Origin of the sequence: Nonomuraea antimicrobica, assembly GCF_039536965.1 — a bacterium.
In the GTDB taxonomy this organism is placed as follows: Bacteria; Actinomycetota; Actinomycetes; order Streptosporangiales; family Streptosporangiaceae; genus Nonomuraea; species Nonomuraea antimicrobica.
In genome coordinates this window covers 92,897-106,873 of the sequence record NZ_BAAAZP010000089.1, presented here as the reverse complement: position 1 = coordinate 106,873, position 13,977 = coordinate 92,897, and the positions used below count along the sequence as shown (strand labels likewise).

Annotated in this window: 14 protein-coding genes; 8 read left to right on the top strand and 6 right to left on the bottom strand. The window is 71.7% G+C overall.

Going from position 1 to position 13,977, the window contains the following annotated elements; genetic code table 11:
- The first annotated feature begins 191 nt into the window (after positions 1 to 191).
- Positions 192 to 3,362, top strand: a complete 3,171-nt coding sequence (locus tag ABD844_RS23885; RefSeq protein WP_344881937.1) for a S8 family serine peptidase — start codon at positions 192 to 194, stop codon at positions 3,360 to 3,362.
- Positions 3,363 to 3,480: 118 nt separating this feature from the next.
- Entirely contained in the window at positions 3,481 to 4,359 is an 879-nt protein-coding gene (locus tag ABD844_RS23880; protein WP_344881934.1) for an HTD2 family dehydratase, read from the top strand.
- Between the two features lie 28 nt (positions 4,360 to 4,387).
- Here ABD844_RS23880 and ABD844_RS23875 read toward each other — a convergent pair whose 3' ends face one another.
- Positions 4,388 to 4,558 carry a hypothetical protein gene (locus tag ABD844_RS23875; RefSeq protein ID WP_344881931.1) on the bottom strand — a complete coding sequence of 57 codons (171 nt, stop codon included), beginning with the start codon at positions 4,556 to 4,558 and terminating at the stop codon, positions 4,388 to 4,390.
- A 45-nt stretch (positions 4,559 to 4,603) separates the two neighbouring features.
- On the opposite strand from ABD844_RS23875, the gene ABD844_RS23870 reads away from it, so the two are divergent.
- Together ABD844_RS23870 and ABD844_RS23865 are read left to right on the top strand one after the other, a co-directional pair.
- Positions 4,604 to 4,936, top strand: a complete 333-nt coding sequence (locus ABD844_RS23870) for a hypothetical protein (RefSeq protein ID WP_344881927.1) — start codon at positions 4,604 to 4,606, stop codon at positions 4,934 to 4,936.
- Complete coding sequence (locus ABD844_RS23865; RefSeq protein WP_344881924.1) at positions 4,933 to 5,844, top strand: hypothetical protein; 912 nt, start codon at positions 4,933 to 4,935, stop codon at positions 5,842 to 5,844. Before ABD844_RS23870 ends, ABD844_RS23865 begins: the two co-directional genes overlap by 4 nt.
- A gap of 108 nt (positions 5,845 to 5,952) precedes the next feature.
- On the opposite strand, the gene ABD844_RS23860 is transcribed toward ABD844_RS23865, so the two are convergent.
- Positions 5,953 to 6,324, bottom strand: coding sequence for a MerR family transcriptional regulator (locus ABD844_RS23860; protein WP_344881921.1), 372 nt, complete (start codon positions 6,322 to 6,324; stop codon positions 5,953 to 5,955).
- Between the two features lie 47 nt (positions 6,325 to 6,371).
- Between ABD844_RS23860 and ABD844_RS23855 the strand changes: the two genes are divergently transcribed.
- Together ABD844_RS23855 and ABD844_RS23850 are read left to right on the top strand one after the other, a co-directional pair.
- Complete coding sequence (locus ABD844_RS23855) at positions 6,372 to 7,238, top strand: NAD(P)H-binding protein (protein ID WP_344881918.1); 867 nt, start codon at positions 6,372 to 6,374, stop codon at positions 7,236 to 7,238.
- A 180-nt stretch (positions 7,239 to 7,418) separates the two neighbouring features.
- Positions 7,419 to 8,411, top strand: a complete 993-nt coding sequence (locus tag ABD844_RS23850) for a carboxymuconolactone decarboxylase family protein (protein ID WP_344881915.1) — start codon at positions 7,419 to 7,421, stop codon at positions 8,409 to 8,411.
- 53 nt (positions 8,412 to 8,464) lie between these two features.
- Here ABD844_RS23850 and ABD844_RS23845 read toward each other — a convergent pair whose 3' ends face one another.
- The 4 genes from ABD844_RS23845 to ABD844_RS23830 all read right to left on the bottom strand — a co-directional run bounded on the left by ABD844_RS23845 (position 8,465) and on the right by ABD844_RS23830 (position 11,908).
- Complete coding sequence (locus ABD844_RS23845; RefSeq protein WP_344881912.1) at positions 8,465 to 9,241, bottom strand: GNAT family N-acetyltransferase; 777 nt, start codon at positions 9,239 to 9,241, stop codon at positions 8,465 to 8,467.
- A 113-nt stretch (positions 9,242 to 9,354) separates the two neighbouring features.
- Positions 9,355 to 9,735 (bottom strand): hypothetical protein, encoded by a 381-nt coding sequence (locus tag ABD844_RS23840; RefSeq protein WP_344881909.1) that lies wholly within the window; start codon positions 9,733 to 9,735, stop codon positions 9,355 to 9,357.
- Between the two features lie 46 nt (positions 9,736 to 9,781).
- Positions 9,782 to 10,918: a hypothetical protein gene (locus ABD844_RS23835; protein ID WP_344881906.1), complete on the bottom strand. Its 1,137-nt coding sequence runs from the start codon at positions 10,916 to 10,918 to the stop codon at positions 9,782 to 9,784.
- Between the two features lie 339 nt (positions 10,919 to 11,257).
- Positions 11,258 to 11,908, bottom strand: coding sequence for a TetR/AcrR family transcriptional regulator (locus ABD844_RS23830; RefSeq protein WP_344881903.1), 651 nt, complete (start codon positions 11,906 to 11,908; stop codon positions 11,258 to 11,260).
- Between the two features lie 85 nt (positions 11,909 to 11,993).
- On the opposite strand from ABD844_RS23830, the gene ABD844_RS23825 reads away from it, so the two are divergent.
- A complete protein-coding gene (locus tag ABD844_RS23825) occupies positions 11,994 to 12,641 on the top strand; it encodes a CatB-related O-acetyltransferase (RefSeq protein ID WP_344881900.1) in 648 nt (215 codons plus the stop codon).
- 102 nt (positions 12,642 to 12,743) lie between these two features.
- Entirely contained in the window at positions 12,744 to 13,919 is a 1,176-nt protein-coding gene (locus ABD844_RS23820) for a macrolide family glycosyltransferase (protein WP_344881898.1), read from the top strand.
- Positions 13,920 to 13,977: the final 58 nt, after the last annotated feature.

The following is a 13,977-nucleotide window of genomic DNA, read 5'->3' as shown; positions in this document are numbered from 1 at the left end:
CGACGGTCACTTCCCTCGCGGCGCGCAGGGCGGGAACGGGCCCTGCCGGTCCGCGTCCAGGTGTCGCGTGTAAGCAATCGCGCTCGGATCGACAAGTGCTGAGTGTGCCCCCGGGCGTCGGCATCGTCCGGATTGACCATACTTCGTGGAACGAAGTACGGTCGACTCGCCACAACGAGATGGGAGAGCGCATGAGATTAGCCCACGGAACCCTCGCCGTGATCGTGGTGGGATCCCTTGTCACGGGCGGCACCACGAGCGCGGCGCGGGCCGAGCCGACGCCATCGGCGACCGGCACGGCAGGCTCGGTGACCCTGCTGACCGGTGACCGGGTGACGGTCACGGCCGGCGGTTACCGGGTCGAGCCGGGGCAGGGCAGGTCCGTCCGCTTCGAGGTCCAGCGCCGTCAGGGCCACCTCCACGTCATTCCGCAGGACGCGAAGCCGCTGCTCGCCCAGGGCCTGCTGGACGAGCGGCTGTTCGACGTCACACAGTTGCTCGCCTGGAACTACGGCGACGCCGACCAGGCGGAGATCCCGCTGGTCGTCCAGTCCGCCGAGGGAGCCGCGGCGAAGACGCTCACCGGCGCCCGCGCGGCCAAGGAACTGTCCGGGCTGGGACTGGCCAGTGTGCGCGTCCCCAAGGCCCAGACGGGCCGGACCTGGCAGGACCTGGCCGGCGACGCCCGAGCGCTGGCCGCGGGCAGGTCGAAGATCTGGCTCGACGGCAAGCGCTCGTTCACCCTCGACCGGAGCGTCAAGCAGATCGGCGCCCCCGAGGCGTGGCAGCGGGGGCTGACCGGAGCCGGGGTCACCGTCGCCGTGCTGGACTCCGGCTACGACGCCACCCACCCCGCCCTCAAGGACGTCGTCACCCAGTCGCGGAACTTCTCCGACGACCCCGACACCACCGACGGCGTCGGCCACGGTACCCATGTCGCCTCCATCGTGGCGGGGGCCGGGGAGAAGTACCGGGGCGTCGCACCGGGCGCGAAGATCGCGCTCGGCAAGGTCGGCGGACAGTACATCACCGACTCGGCGCTGCTGGCGGGCATGGAGTGGGCCGCCGTCGAGGTCAAGGCGAAGATCATCAACCTGAGCCTCGGCGGCCGGGACACCCCCGGCATCGATCCCATCGAGCACGCCGTCAACACGCTGTCCGAGCGTACGGGGGCGTTGTTCGTGATCGCCTCGGGCAACGGCGGAGGGCCCGGCTCGGTCTCCAGCCCGGGCAGTGCCGACGCGGCGCTGACGGTCGGGGCGGTCGACAGGTCCGACCAGATGGCGAACTTCTCCAACCGTGGTCCGAGAGGTGGCGATCACGCGATCAAGCCCGATGTGACCGCTCCCGGCGTCTCCATCGTGGCGGCGGCCGCGCAGGGCACGGCGGACGGCCCGTACGTCGCCTACAGCGGCACCTCCATGGCGGCGCCGCACGTCGCGGGCGCGGCGGCGATCCTCGCCCAGCAGCATCCGGACTGGACCGGCCGGCAGCTCAAGGCCGCGCTCATCGGCAGCGCCGCGCCGCAGGCCGGAGCCACGCACTTCGACCAGGGCGGCGGGCGCGTCGACCTCGTCCGCGCGACCGGCCAGCAGGTCCATGCCGGCCCCGCGAACCTCGGCGCGGTCTTCCGCTGGGACGAATCCGGCGAGCGGAAGGCGACCAAGGAGATCACCTACGCCAACGACGGAGACACCCCGGTCACCCTCGACCTCACCGTGGACACCGACGTGCTGCGCACCTCGGCACAGCGGGTCGAGGTGCCCGCCAAGGGCACGGCCTCCGTCACCGTGACGATCGACGCGACCGGCACGGCCCCCGGCGACCACCCGGGCACCGTCACGGCCAGGTCAGGTGACCAGATCGTCCGTACCGTCGCCACCGCGTACGTGGAGCCTGAGTCCTACGACGTGAAGATCAGCGCCATCGGAGCCGACGGTCAGCCCGCCGGCGCGTCCGGGGAGTTCTTCAACGACAAGGGCGAGATCTTGCCGATCTACGTCAGTGGCGAGCCGGTCACGTACCGGCTCCCCGTCGGGGAGTGGACCCTGGCCGCGGACGTCTGGGAATCCGATCGCATCACGACCGCCCACCTGCCGGTGAAGGTCAGCGAATCCGGCGCGGAGGCGGTGCTGGACACGCGCCAGGCCCAACCGATCAGGTTCACCCTGGACGAGCCCACCGCCGTCACCAGTGGGTATCTGGAGATGTGGCTGTTCGACGGCTGGTGGTTCCGGGGCTGGTACGGAAACTGGGCGGATCCCAGCGCCGTGAACTTCGTGATCCCCTCCAAGAAGCCCGGCCTGAAGTACATCACCAGGACACACTTCCAGACGAAGGACCCCTCTCCCAGCCGGTCCCGCTACGACCTGGTGGACGAACGGCACGACGGCATCCCAGAAGACCCGACGTACGCGGCCAAGGTGAAGGACCTTGACAAGGTGACCACGACCTTCCGTGGCGCGGGAACCGCCGCGACGGGCGACTACTACGTCACGGTCGCCCCCGACGACGACCCCATGGGCGGGTTCCTGACCCCCACCAAGGGTGTACCGCTGCCGGGCACACTCACGGAGTACCGCACACGAGGGCACAAGTGGGGCGGCGCTCTCGGGGTCGGCGCATCCATGGTCAGAGAGACCGTCAAGCCCATCCGCGACCGTGCCCGGCAGACGTGGGGCGTCGCGGTGAGCGGACCGTCCTTCGCCACCCAGGGAGCCTGGCGGGAGCAGGACAAGCTGACCTTCGACGGCGGCCGGCTGCTGGCCGACGGCGTGCCCGGCCGGGTCGGCATGGACGGCGCGGCCACCGGCACCATCAGCCTGACCGCGGGCGACCAGGTCATCTCCACGATCGACTACACCGGATGCGGGCCACGGAACATGAGCCCGTGCCAGTTGGTCGCCGACCTGCCCGCGCAGGCCGGGACGTACACGCTCAGCGCGACGGCCACCAGGCAGGTGCCGCACTCCACGCTGTCCACGAAGGTGGAGTCGGCGTGGACGTTCCGCTCGGAGACCACCTCGACGCGGGAGGCACTCCCCCTGACCGCGGTCCGCTACGCCCCGGAAGGGCTGGACGAGTACAACCGCGCCAAGCCCGGATCGTCCACCCGGCTGCCGATCACGATCGAACGCAACCCCGGCGCTCCCACGGCGGCGGTGAAGTCGATCCGCCTGCAGATGTCCGTCGATGACGGGGCGACCTGGCAGGACGTCCCGGTCAGGGAAGCGGGGTCGGGCTGGACCGCGCGGGTGGCCAACCCGCGCACGGCGGGCTTCGTGTCCCTGCGCGCCACCTCGACCGACACCGCGGGCAACACCGTCGACCAGACCATCCACCGCGCCTACGCGGTCGGATAGGACTCCTCGCGGGGACGGCCTCCCCATGTGCCCGCTGAGATCCACCTCAGAGGGCATGGCCATCATGGGGAGGCCGACCCGTGCCCGGGGCGCGGGCGCGTGAACGGAAGGACCGGACATGACATCCGACGCGGACGAGCGTGACGACCGGACCGGCCGCCGTACCGAGCTGATCACTCCCGAGCCGGCCGAGGCGCTGGCCGGGCTCCTCGACGTCGAACCGCCCGCGGGGGAGCTGCCCGCCCTGTGGCACTGGGTCTACCTGCTCGACCGGCCCCGACAGCGGGACCTGGGCCCGGACGGGCATCCCAGGCACGGCATACCCGCTCCTCCCGGCCCGGGTCGGCGGCGCATGTTCGCCGGGGGACGGGTGTCCACGCACGCGCTCCTGCGCTTCGGCGCTCCGGCGACCCGTATGACGCGGGTCGTGCGTACCGTGGAGAAGGAGGGCAGGGCCGGGCCTCTGACGTTCGTCACCGTGCGCAGCGAGATCGAGCAGGGCGGGCGGACGGTGATCGCCGACGAGCAGGACATCGTCTACCGGGCCCCCGGCTCGGCGCTTCCTGCACGGCCGGCCGCCGACGAACCACCTCACCCCGAGGCCGGTCTCGCCCTCGACGTGGACGCCGTGCTGCTGTTCCGGTTCTCGGCGCTGACCTACAACGCGCACCGGATCCACTACGACGCCGCCTACGCCGCCCAGGAGGGCTATCCCGGCCTGGTCGTGCACGGGCCGCTGCAGGCCCTGATGATGGGCGAGCTGATCCGCCGCTCGGGCGTGCCCCTGATCGGTCGGGAGTTCGCCTACCGCCTCGTCGCGCCGATGTTCGGCGCGCAGCGGCTGACCGTGGCGCCCGTGCCCGCGCAGAGCGGAGCATCGGCGCAGGCGCAGGCGCAGGTGCAGGTCAGGGATGCCGGGGGCCGGGTCACCGCCACGTGCTCCCTGCACCCGGCAGCCCTCTGGACCGGCCCTTCTGACCGGGTCCGTCCGACCTGATCGCCGAGTTCTCCTGAGCCGCTGGTGCTCACGGCTCGACGGTCTGGGCGGCGAAGCCGCTCGTCCGCCAGGTACGACCGTTCGCGGTCACCGCGACGGCCTCCAGGCCGGGCCTGTCCTCGACCCAGTCGCGCGCGGCGTCCCCCATGGCGAAGGCGGCGGTCGCGTACGCGTCCCGGTGTCTACCATGGTCGGGCAACGGTGATCCCGGAGGGCGCGAGGGGCCGCGCCGGTTGGAGGGCAGGTGACCTCGGGACCGTACGACGAGGTGGTGGCCGACGCCAGCGGCCGCTTCGCCTCGGGCCGCTCCTTCAGGACGCTGGCGGACGAGCACGCCGACTTCGTCGCCGGGCTGCGCGGCCAGTGGGACGAGGAGGCTCCGCTGCCGTACGAGGAGTTCGCCGTTCCCTACCTCCAGCTCAGGCGCAACCTGCTGGACGAGTGCGAGCGGCTCGGCGGCAACCTGCGCTACGTGGGCGACGGCCAGGTCTTCATGGCCGAGCGCAACACGGACGCCGAGGACGCCTCAACGATCGGGAGCGCCGTGGCGGGGCCCGTCCAGATGGGGCCTCGATGATGATCGAGCCGGCCGTTCTCGTCGGCTTCGACCTGCTCGGCATCGCCCCGCTGCCCGGCACCGCCCAGCTCGACCGGCACATCGGCGAGCTGGACCGGGCGGTCGGCCGGCTCCGGCTGCTGGCCCAGGAGGGCGTCCACGCGTACGGGCAGGCCGACCTCAACCGAGGCCCGGCCACGGACGCCCTGCATGCCTACATGACCAGCCCCGACGGCGCCCTGCCGCAGGCGGCCGACCTCGCCGACCGGCTCACCACGGCCGCCGACGGGCTGCGCGTCTCGAAAGGCGTCATCGAATGGGTCGTCGGCCCGCTGTCGGCGGTCGCGCTCGCCGCCCGCGTCGCGGTGGTGTTCGCTCCGCACCTGCTCCCTCGGCTGTCGGCCATGGGGGCGCGGTTCACCGCGATGCTCCGTGACGCACTGAGCCGGGTCGGGCGCATCTTCGCCAGCCTGTTCAAGACGTCCCGGGTGCGCGCGGCCGGTGCCGGGGGCCGTACGGCGCGGGCCGGGCCGAAGCCCGACTACCGGGCGGTCGCCGCGAACAGGTCCACGCCCGTGGACGACGTCGTGGCCGAGGAACTGCGCCGGCCGGGCAACCGCTGGCGTACCGAGAACACCCCGGTGTACCACGGCTCCCGGACCTCCCCCGACCGGATCTTCGAGGAGGGTCTGCATCCGTACGTTCCCGGCGATCGGGTCTACACGTCTCTCGACAGTGAGATCGCGAGATGGTACGCCAGGGGACGCTTCACGTATCGCGTTCGCACCTCCCGCGGCGGCGGCTTCGCCAGGGGTGACAGCGAGGAGACGGTCACGTTCCCCGGAGGGGTGCACCGCCGTTTCGTCGAGGGCGCGGACGACCACAGGACCGGCGACTTCCTCCCCAACCCCCATTTCGATCCTGGCTAGGGCCTGCGGGGAAAGCCTGGTCAGGGCCTGTGGGGGAAAGTCTGGTTAGAGCCTGCGGGGAAGTCTGGTCACGGCCTGCGGGGAGCCGGGCCCGCGCCCCGCTCGGGGTCACGGTTCGCGGGCGAATGCCGCGCAGTCCGGGCAGTCGTCCAGGAACCGGTGACGGCACTCGACGGTGTGCCGCAGAAAGGTGAGGGCCTGCCGCATACGTGCCATCTCGCTCTCCAGGGCCGCGATCTTCGCCCGCACCACCTCCTGCGCCGCCGTCTTCTTCGGCGTCATGGCGGCGCGGACCTCGGGCAGGGAGAGCCCCACCTGCCGCAGTTTCAGCACGGTGCGGGCCTGCTCCATGGCCTCGTCGTCGTAGACGCGGTAACCGTGGCTGTCGCGACGCACCGTGAGAGCCCCGACCTGCTCCCAGTGCCGCAGCACGTGAGCCTCGACCCTGAGCTCCGTGGACGCCTCTCCGATCGTCCTCACCGTTCACTCCTTGCCTTCATGTCGACCTTAACCCCTAGCCTCCGGGCATGACCGAAACCTCCCTTTGTCCTGCGTCGATACTCGTGACCGGTGCGGCGGGAAACCTCGGGCGTGAGGTCGTCCGGCGTCTCCATGCGCGTGGCGTGGGCGTCCGGTGTCTCGACCGGCATCCGGCGGACGCGTTCCCCGGCGTGGAGTCGGTGGTCGGTGACCTGACCGACCCCGATGTCTTCCGCGCCGCGCTCGATGGGATCGAGGCCGTCCTGCTCATGTGGCCGCTGCTCGACTCGGCCCCGGCCCACGCCCTGCTGACCCCGCTCAGGAGCGCGGCTCCCCGTGTCGTCTACCTCTCGTCCTCAGCGGTCGACGACGGACGCGCTCGCCAGAGCGACCCCATCGTGCAGGTGCACGCGGACATGGAGGCGCTGCTCGACGAGGCCGGGCTGCGGCCGGTGGTGCTGCGTAGCGACACGCTGGCCTCCAACGTTCGTGGGTGGGCCGCGCAACTGCGGGCCGGGGACGTCGTGGCCGGGCCGGACATCGCGCGGACGGCGGTGGTCGACGAGCGCGACGTCGCCGACGCGGCCGTACGCGTGCTGCTGCCGGACGGCGACCGATTCGGACGCGGGCCCCACGTGCTCACGGGGCCGGACCTGCTCGGCCGCGCCGATCAGGTGGCCCGGCTCGGTGCCGTACTGGGGCGGCGCCTGCGGTTCGAGGCGGTTCCCGCCGACGTGGCGCGAACCCGGATGCTCGCGGACGGCCGGCCAGAGGAACTGGTGGCGGCGCTGGTCGCGGCTTCGACGCGGCGGCCGGAGTCGGATCGGGTCACCGAGGGCGTGCGGCGGCTCACCGGCCGACCGGCCGGCACCTTCGCCCAGTGGGCTGCCGACCACGCCGACGAGTTCCGGTGACCCGAATTCCGGCCGGTCGTCCTGTGCGCTGATGGGGTGCGTACTTCCCGTTCCGTAGCCGAGCGGGGACGTACGCCGGAGGGAGCAGCGCGTACTGCCTTCCGCCGTACGACGACGGGTGCGGGCCGAGGCGGCGAGGATCGAGGCTCCGCACCGAACCGCCGTCGAGGGGCCCGAGCCATGAAGTCATTGGTACGCCACGTCACCCCCATCTCCCCGGATCGTGCCACCGGTGTCGTGGCCGAGGTCTACGCGCAGGTCAACGCCGAGTTCAGCAGCATCGGCCCGGCCGTGATGATGATGTCCCCGTCGCCCGAGCTGATGGCGGCGGGCTGGTCGCTCATGCGCGAGGCGCAGTTGGCCGGTGCCGTCCCTGCGCTGGAGAAGGGAGTGGTGGCGCTGGGGGTGGCGCAGGCCAACGAACTGGACTACGACGTCCAGGCGTTCCTGTCCGTCCTGCGGCTTCTGGGCCGGGCGGAGCTGGCCGACACCGTCGAGCGTGGCGGCCGGCCCGCCGATCCCGCGCTGGCGGCCCTGCTCCGCTGGGCGGTCGCCACCGGAGGCGACCCGGTGGCGGCGCCGTTCGCCGCCGACAGGGCCGCCGAATACCTCGGTACGGCGTTGTTCACGCACTTCATCAACAGGGTGGCGGCGGCCATGCTGCCTGCCGGGCTCACCCCGGGCAGCATGCCCGCCGGCGACGAACCACCGTTCGAGGGCGCCCCGATCCTGCGCGATCTCGACCAGGACCTGCGGCCCGGCGCCACCCTGCCGCTCCTGGACGGGCTGCCCACCGGCGAGGAACCGGCCTGGGCGCGCGGCTTGCCGATCGGCACGGCGTACGCCGCGCTCGCCGCCACGGCCGCGCAGGGTGCCGGGCTCCTCACGCCCGCCGCCGCCGGGGTGGTCGCGGACGTGATCGCGGAACACCGTGGCCGCCGCAGGCCCTTCGGCGACTGGCTGGACGCGCCGCTGTCGTCGCTTCCTGACCAGGAGGCGGCGGGGGCGAGGGTGGCGATCCTGGCGGGGCTAGCGCCAGAGGCGGTGACCGACGAGGACGTCGCCACCTGGCGAGCCACCGACCGCCGCTTCAGCAACCACTGCACGGTGTACCTGCTGGCCCACGGCGCCATGACCGCCGTCACCCACATCGAGGCCGCCCTCGCTCCCTAGACGTTCGTACGCCTGCCTCCTCCGGGTTTCGCGGACGACGAGCCAGGGAGGGCTCAGCCGAGGTCCGGGTGGGGAACGTACCGGTCCGGACGGATCAATGCGAGGCCCGGCTCGTCGGCCATCAGCGTGTCCAGGTCTCCGATGCGCCAGCCGGCGGTCGCGAGCAGTGTGGGCACGAGGGGATGCGTTCCCGGGAGCGCGATCCGGGCGGTGCGTGCCCGGGTGGCGGCGAGGGCGGCGAGCACCGCGTCCGCGCAGTCTTGCGGGGTGGCTCCACCGGCCGGGCCGATCAGGACGTCGTGGCCGGTCAGGCGGGTCGCGGCGTAACCTCGGTCGGTCGCGTACATGGTGACGCCAGGCAGGGCGGCGTACCAGGCGAGGGTGGCGGGCCGGGCCCCTCCGGAGGCGCGGGCGTCCAGCGTCGCGACCTCCTCTGCCCGCGTTCGCCGCGCGGGCGGCGCGGGCAGTCCCGCGGCCGGCCCGGTCAGGTAGAGCAGCGGGGTCCAGGGGCGCAGGCCGTGCCGTACGTAAAGGGCCATGGCCCGCGGGTCGGACGAGGCGAACGTCACCTTCGGCCCGCTTTCGCGCAGCAACTCCGCGAGCAGAGCCCGCCCCACCCCGGCGGACTGATGCCCGGGCAGCACGAACAGATCACCCAGGTGGGTGACGGAACCCCGCCGCAGCGTGCCCCCGAAGCCGAGGGCTCCGCCGGTCTCGTCGGGGGCGAAGAGCAGCCTGCCGAAGGAACGCTCGGCGTCGAGGAAGTCGGGCGTCCCCGACCACCCGGTCAGCAGCCCGAACCTCTTGGCCACCTCCCGCACAGCGGGCATGTCATCAGCCGTCGCGGCCCGAACCACTCGTCCTCCATCCGGCTTTCCCACACCACCGGCCACAATACCCACCTTGTGGCCGGGCACCGGGGTCTGGCCAAGGAGGCCGGGGATCAGCCGGTTCGGTGGGGGAGGACGATGACCTGGTGGGGGTCCTCGTAGATCACGTTGCCGGGGTCGGGCGTCTCGACGCGTACGCACGCCACCTCGTGCGCGGCGAGAATGTCCAGGTAGCCGGAGACCCGTTCGATGAAAGGGCCGGCCGACGGCTTGAACCAGGCGGTGGCCCCTGGGTTGCGCACTCGGTCGTAGACGTGCGGATCCACGTCGCTGGGGTCGGTCAGGTTCGCCTGATACCAGGCGTGGCCCTCGGTTCTGAAGCGCTCCTGTTCCGGCGAGAGCCGGCCCTGCTTGGCGAGACCGTTGACGAGGCCGAACACGCCGGGGTGGACACCTCGTGCATTGGGGGTGGGGCTCTGAAACCTCACGTACACGCGTCGGTTCTCCTCTGATCGCCTTCCACGCGTCGGGGCACCAAGGCTAGAGCAGTCGCTCGCTTTGGCGGGCTGCTTCCTCCCGGGTCGCGGTGAGGAACGCCCGGCGGAGCGCTTCCTGCCGAGGCTCGTCCCCGGCGTCGCTCGTGGTGGCGATGGGGCGTTGGACGCCGGCGTGCTCCTGGTAGAGCCGGCAGCAGACGTGGATGCCGTGGAGAAGGTTGTCCAGGAGGTCGGGGGCGGGCCGGGCGGGATCGAGCGGGGTGAGCGGCAGGCGGACGGTGTCGGGGTGGAGGCCGAGTTCGGGATGTTCTGCCTGGGCCTTCTCGATGAACTGCCCGGCGGCGGTGAGGCGCTGTTGGACGTCGGTGATGCCGCGCAGGTGGCCCTCGGCGACGTGCAGGGCGTTGCGGATGAGGGGCATGACCACGTGCCGGGAGCGTTCGCCGATGTTGATGGCCGCCGTGATGTCGGTGAGGCTCTCGATGGCGAGGGGCTTGCCGCGCTGCTCGGCGGTGGCCACGATCTGGATCAGGTACAGGCCGGTGCGCTGGGCGGTGACGGTGACCGCCGCGTGGAACCAGTGGGCCGCGGCGATGGCGGCCGCGGTGGGATCGACCTGCGTGAGGAGCGCTTCGCAGCCGAAGGGGTTCTGGTGCAGCAGGCGGTCGGCTTGGGAGATCTGCAGGGGTGAGGCGTCCTCGCGACTGAGGGCGACGGCCTGCTCGGCGCGTTCGGACAGGTCGCCGAGCTCGGCCTGTTCGATGGCGGCCAGTTCGGCGGCGACGTCGGTGGTGATGCGCGTGGTGAGCTGCGGGGCGTCGAGTGTGCGCAGGACGCGGGCGACGGCGTGCGCGGCCTGTTCGACCTTGGTGCCGATCGGCTCGTCGGCGGGCTGCCTGGCATTGATCAGGATGGGCAGGACGGTGGCGAAGGCGTCGCGTTCCTGCTGCCGGTACCAGCCGAGGCTGTGCGGGCCGTGCTGGTCGGTGGCGCTGGCGGGGTGCGTGTACGAGCGCCAGCAGAGCTGGGACAGGCTGGTCAGGTTGGCGGTGAGCTGGAGGAGGTGCTGGCGGGGGTGGTGGCGGGGGAGTTCGGCCACGGTGGTGGCGGTGTCGCCGATGCCGGTGCTCCATTGGGCGATGAGCGCGTTCCGGGCGCAGTCGATGGCATATCGAGTCACAAAGGACCTCTTTATGGAAGGGGGGTACGGAGAGCGTGACGGCGCTGCTCGGGAAGTTCCCGGTGATGCCCAGGATGCTCGATCCGCTACGCGCGCGGAGCGCTTTTGACGTTGTTACGGGTCTCTGATCAGCGCTTTTGCCCGTAGATGCGGAGTAACTTTCTCCGTAGCCGCTCGCGGGGATGGTGTCGTCAAGTCCTTCACCACGTCCGCGGACGCCACGCACGTGTGCCGCTGTGAGTGGATCAGTGCAGGCCGTCCTGTTCGCGTACCGCGGTGGTGAACGTGCCGGTCCTGTGATCTTCCCGATTCCTGTGGGTGATTCCCGTACCGGGGCGATCAGTCGTCGTCGGCCGGCGGGGACGTGACGAAGGCGCCGGCGGTCGCGGCGATGACGGCATCGGTCGCCGCGTGGTCGGGCAGCTCCGCGGCGGGGGGTGTGCGGAGCAGCAGCAACTGGTGGTAGAGCGGCGCGGTGGCGGCGATGAGCAGCCGTCGCGCGTCCGTGTGCGGCGGCAGCTCGCCGCGGTGGACGGCTCGGCTGACGATGACCTCGCAGCGGGCGTAGCGATCTTCCCAGAGCCGCCGCAGGCCGCGGGCGGCTTCCTCGGACCTGAACGAGGCGGCGATCAGCGCCGCGGCGATCGACGGCCGTGCGGTCAGCGCCGCCAGGTTCTCGTGGTTGAGCGCCGCCAGGTCGCCGCGCAGGGAGCCGGTGTCCTGGGGCTGCCAGTCGTCGTCGCCGGTCGCGTCGAGGAGGTCGGCGAGCAGGCCGCCGACATCCCGCCAGCGCCGGTACACCGTCGCCCGATGGACGCCCGCACGGGCCGCGACCGCGTCGAGGGTGAGCTCGTCGTAGCCGCGCTCGCCCAGCTCGGCGCGGACCGCGTCGAGCACCTGCGTACGGATGCGGCTGGTACGGCCACCCGGGCGGCGCCGGATCGGCGGCGTCGACGGGTCGTCCTGTGACGGTGGAGGCGCGGAGGGCATCGTTTCGTCTCCGGTTTGCTCAGCGGACAACATCCATGACACTATCTTAATGTAGCAGTTGTCGCGTTAGTAGAGGAAAAGACCAATGAAGTCCAGTGTCCCCGCCGACCCGACGGTGCTGCGTCCGATGCCGGGCCAGCCGCGGGTGGTGCTGCTCCGGCCGCTGGTCACGTCGCCGTTGATCGAGGTCGGAGAGTTTTCGTACTACGACGACCCGGACGATCCGACCGCGTTCGAGACGCGCAACGTGCTCTACCACTACGGGCCGGAGAAGCTGGTCATCGGTAGGTTCTGTGCGCTGGGCACCGGGGTGCGGTTCATCATGAACGGCGCCAACCACCGCATGGACGGCCCCTCGACCTTCCCCTTCCCCACCATGGGCGGCTCGTGGTCCGACCATTTCGACCTGCTCACCGGCCTGCCCAACCGTGGCGACACCGTCGTCGGCAACGACGTCTGGCTCGGTTACGGCGTGACGGTGATGCCGGGCGTACGGATCGGGCACGGGGCGATCGTCGGTTCCGGCGCCGTGGTCACCTCGGACGTCCCCGACTACGGGATCGTCGGCGGCAACCCGGCCCGCCTCATCCGCACCCGCTACAGCGCCGGCGACGTCGCCCGGCTGCTGGCGGTGGCCTGGTGGGACTGGCCCGTGGAGCACATCACCGAGCACGTACGGACGATCATGTCGGGCAGCGTCGCCGACCTGGAGGCCGCCGTCCCGAACGCCTGACGTCCGTGACGCGGACACGAGACGCCCCCGTGCCCGTGGCCTCGGTTTCCGCCTCGCGGAGGTGGTCCGTTCCGCCATCGACCAGAAATGAAGTGATCTTCCATGTCCCGTCGCCGTGCCCACATCGCGATGGTCGGCGTCCCCGCCGTCAGCCACGTCCTGCCCAGCCTCGAGATCATCCGCGAGCTGGTGGCCCGCGGCCATCGGGTGACGTACGCCAACGACCCGGCGGTCAGCGACCTGATCACGTCGACCGGCGCCGAACTCGTCCCCTGCACCTCCGTGCTGCCCGTCGCCGACAACAACTGGCCCGACGACCCCATCGCCGCGATGAGCCTCTTCCTCGACGACGCCGTCCAGGCCCTTCCGCAGCTCCGCGCCGCCTACGACGACGACCCCGCGGACCTCTACCTGTACGACATCGGCGCCTACGCCGCGCGCGCACTCGCCGAAGCGCAGGAGCGCCCCATCCTGCAACTGTCCCCGACGTTCGTCGCCTGGAAGGACTACGACCGGGACGTGGCCGCGAATCTGTGGCAGCTTCCGGGGGCCGACGCCTACCGGGCGAAGTTCGCGCGGTGGCTCGCCGGCTCCGGCGCGTCCACCACTGACGTGGACGCCTTCTCCGGCCGCCCGGCACGGGCCCTGGCGCTGATCTCCCGCGCGCTGCAACCGCACGCCGACCAGGTCGACCACGAAACGGTGACCTTTGTCGGCCCCTGCTACGAGCTGGGCGGGGGAGCGGAGGGCTGGCGGCGTCCCGGCGAGGCCGCGAACGTCCTGCTGATCTCCCTCGGCTCGGCGTTCACCCGGCAGCCGGAGTTCTATCGGCAGTGCCTGGCGGCCTTCGGCGATCTGCCCGGCTGGCACGTCGTCCTGCAGATCGGCAGGCACACCGACGAAAGCGAGCTGGGCGACATCCCCGCCAACGTCGAAGTGCACTCCTGGGTCCCCCAGCGGGCCATCCTGGAACAGGCGGACGCCTTCGTCACCCATGCCGGAATGGGCGGTTGCGGCGAAGGACTGCTGGCCGGTGTCCCGATGATCGCCGTCCCGCAGGCCGCCGAACAGTTCCTCAACGCCGACCGTCTCGTGGAGCTGGGCGTCGCGCGCCGGATCGACACCCAGGACGCCACGGCCGACGCCCTGCGCACCGCCCTGAGCGAACTCGTCTCCGACCCCGAGGTCGCCCGCCGCTCGGCGCGGCTGCGGGCCGACGCGCTGGCCGAAGGCGGCACCACGCGGGCCGCCGATCTCATCGAGCGCCTGCTGACCTGACCTGACCCCGGCTCGTCCGCCCGGCTCGGCGTCCGACGGCGCGGTTCGCGGGACGGCC